This is a genomic window from Streptomyces sp. NPDC057302, from assembly GCF_042667685.1.
Classification (GTDB): Bacteria; Actinomycetota; Actinomycetes; order Streptomycetales; family Streptomycetaceae; genus Streptomyces.
The window spans coordinates 1-3,005 of record NZ_JBHUZJ010000171.1 but is presented as its reverse complement, the minus strand read 5'-3'; the positions used below and the strand labels follow the sequence as shown (position 1 = coordinate 3,005).

At 71.5% G+C, this 3,005-nt stretch carries 1 protein-coding gene; it reads left to right on the top strand.

What is annotated here, in order from left to right; genetic code table 11:
- A partial coding sequence (locus ACFUPX_RS44070) for an amino acid adenylation domain-containing protein (protein ID WP_383335395.1) occupies positions 1-3,005 on the top strand: 3,005 nt, incomplete at both ends.

The window sequence follows — 3,005 nt, the reverse complement described above, 5'->3', positions numbered from 1 at the left end:
CCGAACGGCAAGCTGGACCGACGCGCCCTGCCCGCACCCGACTTCACCGCCGTCGTGGCAGGCCGCGCCCCGCGCACCCCGCGCGAAGAAGTCCTGTGCGGCCTCTTCGCCGAGATCCTCGGCGCCCAGCAGGTCGGCATCGACGACAACTTCTTCAACCTCGGCGGACACTCACTGCTCGCCACCCGCCTCGTCAGCCGCGTACGTTCCGTCCTGGGCATCGAACTGCCCCTGAGCGCACTCTTCGAGACGCCCACCGTGGCCGGACTCGCAGCCGCCACCGCCTCCGCCGAAACCGACACGGCCCGGCCCGCGCTGACGAAGCAGCCGCGTCCGGACGCCGTGCCGCTGTCCTTCGCCCAGCGCCGCCTGTGGTTCCTCAACCGCCTGGAGAGCGCGGGCGCCCTCTACAACATGCCGCTCGCCCTGCGCCTCACCGGCACCCTCGACCACGAGGCACTCCAGGCCGCGCTCGGCGACGTCATCGCCCGGCACGAATCACTGCGCACCGTCTTCCCCGACACCGACGGCGAAGCCCACCAGAGCGTCGTCGGCACCGAAGCGGCGTACGTGCCCATCCGGCAGGCCGCCGTATCCGACGAGGCGGAACTGCGTTCGGCGCTGCGTCAGGAGATGACGGGCGGCTTTGATCTGGCCCGCGAACTCCCAGTCCGTGCCGCCCTGTTCACAGTGGGCACGAACGAGCATGTGCTCTCGCTGGTCCTGCACCACATCGCGGGCGACGGCTGGTCCATGGGGCCCCTCGCCAACGACCTCGGCACGGCCTACGCGGCGCGCGTCGAAGGCACCGCCCCGAACTGGCAGCCCCTACCGGTCCAGTACGCCGACTACGCCCTCTGGCAACGCCAACTCCTCGGCGACGAAACCGCGTCGGACAGCATCGCGCACGCCCAGCTCGACTACTGGCGCTCCAACCTCGCCGCCCTCCCCGAAGAGCTCGAACTGCCCACCGACCGGCCCCGCCCCGCGGTCGCCAGCCACGACGGCGGCATGGTCGCGCTGGACTGGGACGGCGAACTGCACGAGCAGCTCGTGGCGTTCGCCCGTGAGTCGTCCTCGTCCGTCTTCATGGTCGTACAAGCCGCCCTCGCGGCCCTGCTCAACCGGCTGGGTGCCGGGGACGACATCCCCATCGGCAGCCCCATCGCCGGACGCACCGACGAAGCACTCGACGACCTCATCGGCTTCTTCACCAACACCCTCGTCCTGCGTACCGATGTCTCCGGACAGCCCACCTTCCGTGAGCTGATCTCCCGCGTCCGGTCCACCGACCTCGACGCCTACGCCCACCAGGACATCCCCTTCGAGCGCCTCGTCGAACTCGTCAACCCGACCCGATCCCGCGCACGACACCCCCTCTTCCAGGTGATGCTGGTCTTCCAGAACACCCCGGAGACGACCCTCGAACTGCCCGGTCTCACCATCGGGGCCGAGCCCGTGGACACCGGTGTCGCCAAGTTCGACCTGGTGTTCAGCTTGCGTGAGCGGCCCGGAATTGGCGGGATGCACGGCCTGCTCGAGTTCAGCGGTGACCTGTTCGACACCGGCACCGCCGCGGGTCTCGCCCGTCGCCTGGAAAGCCTGTTGCGTGCCGTCGTCGCCGAACCCGACGTCCCGGTCAGCCGGGTCGAACTCCTCGGCCCGGACGAGCGGCAGCAGGTCCTCGCGGAGTGGAACGACACCGCCGTCCCGGTCTCGCACGGCACCCTGCCCGCCCTCTTCGAGGCCCAGGCCGCCCGCACCCCGGACGCCGACGCCGTCATCCACGACGGCACCACCCTCAGCTACGCCGAACTCGACGCGCGGGCGAACCGCCTTGCCCGCCTGCTCGTCAGCCGCGGTGTCCGGCCCGAAACGGTGGTGGCCCTCGCCATCCCGCGCTCGGCGGAGCTCGTCGTGGCCGTCCTCGCGGTGGTCAAGGCGGGCGCGGCGTATCTGAACATCGATCCGGACTACCCGGCCGAGCGTGCCGCCTACATGTGCGCGGACGCCACGCCCATGGGCCTGCTGACCGTGGGCGACGCGGGCCGGCGCGTCCCGGACTCCGTGCCGCGCTGGCATCTCGACGGGCCAGAGGCCGCCGCCGAGCTCGCCGCCTTCCCCGCGCTCGCCCTGACCGACGCCGACCGGCTGTTCGCGCTGCGCACCGATCACCCGGCGTACATCGTCTACACCTCGGGCTCCACCGGTACGCCCAAGGGCGTTCTGGTCACGCACCACGGGCTGGCGAGTCTCGCCCTCTCCCATCAGGAGTCGCTGGGCGTCGACGGCGCGTCGAGGGTGCTCCAGTTCGCCTCGCTCAGTTTCGACGCATCGGCCTGCGAGCTCGCCATGACCCTGCTGGCAGGTGCGGCCCTGGTCGTGCCGCGCCCGGAGCAGGTCATCGGTGACGCCGTGGTGCGGCTCATGGCCGCCGAGCGGGTCACGCACGCCATGCTGCCGCCCGCCTTCGTCGCCACCCTGGACCCGGATCGCGTACCCACGCTGCGCGGTCTGATCACCGGTGGCGAGGCCTGCCCGCCCGAGGTGACCGCACGCTGGTCGGCCGGGCGTCGGATGCTCAACGCGTACGGCCCGACCGAGTCGACCGTGTGCGCCACCCTGAGCTCCCCGCTGACCGGCGCCGTCTCCGCGCCGATCGGCCGCCCCATCGCCAACACCCGGGTGTACGTGCTCGGTTCGGGCCTGCGTCCGGTGCCCGCCGGTGTCGTCGGCGAGCTCTACCTGGCGGGTGACGGTCTGGCGCGGGGTTATCTGGGGCGTCCGGCTCTGACCGGTGAGCGCTTCGTGGCCTGCCCGTTCGGGGAGCCCGGCGAGCGCATGTACCGCACCGGCGACCTCGTCCGCTGGAACGCGGCCGGAGAGCTCGAATACATGGGCCGCGCCGATGACCAGGTCAAGGTCCGCGGCTTCCGCATCGAACCCGGCGAGATCGCCGCCGTCCTGGATCGCCACCCCACCATCGCCCACTCCGCAGTCGTCGT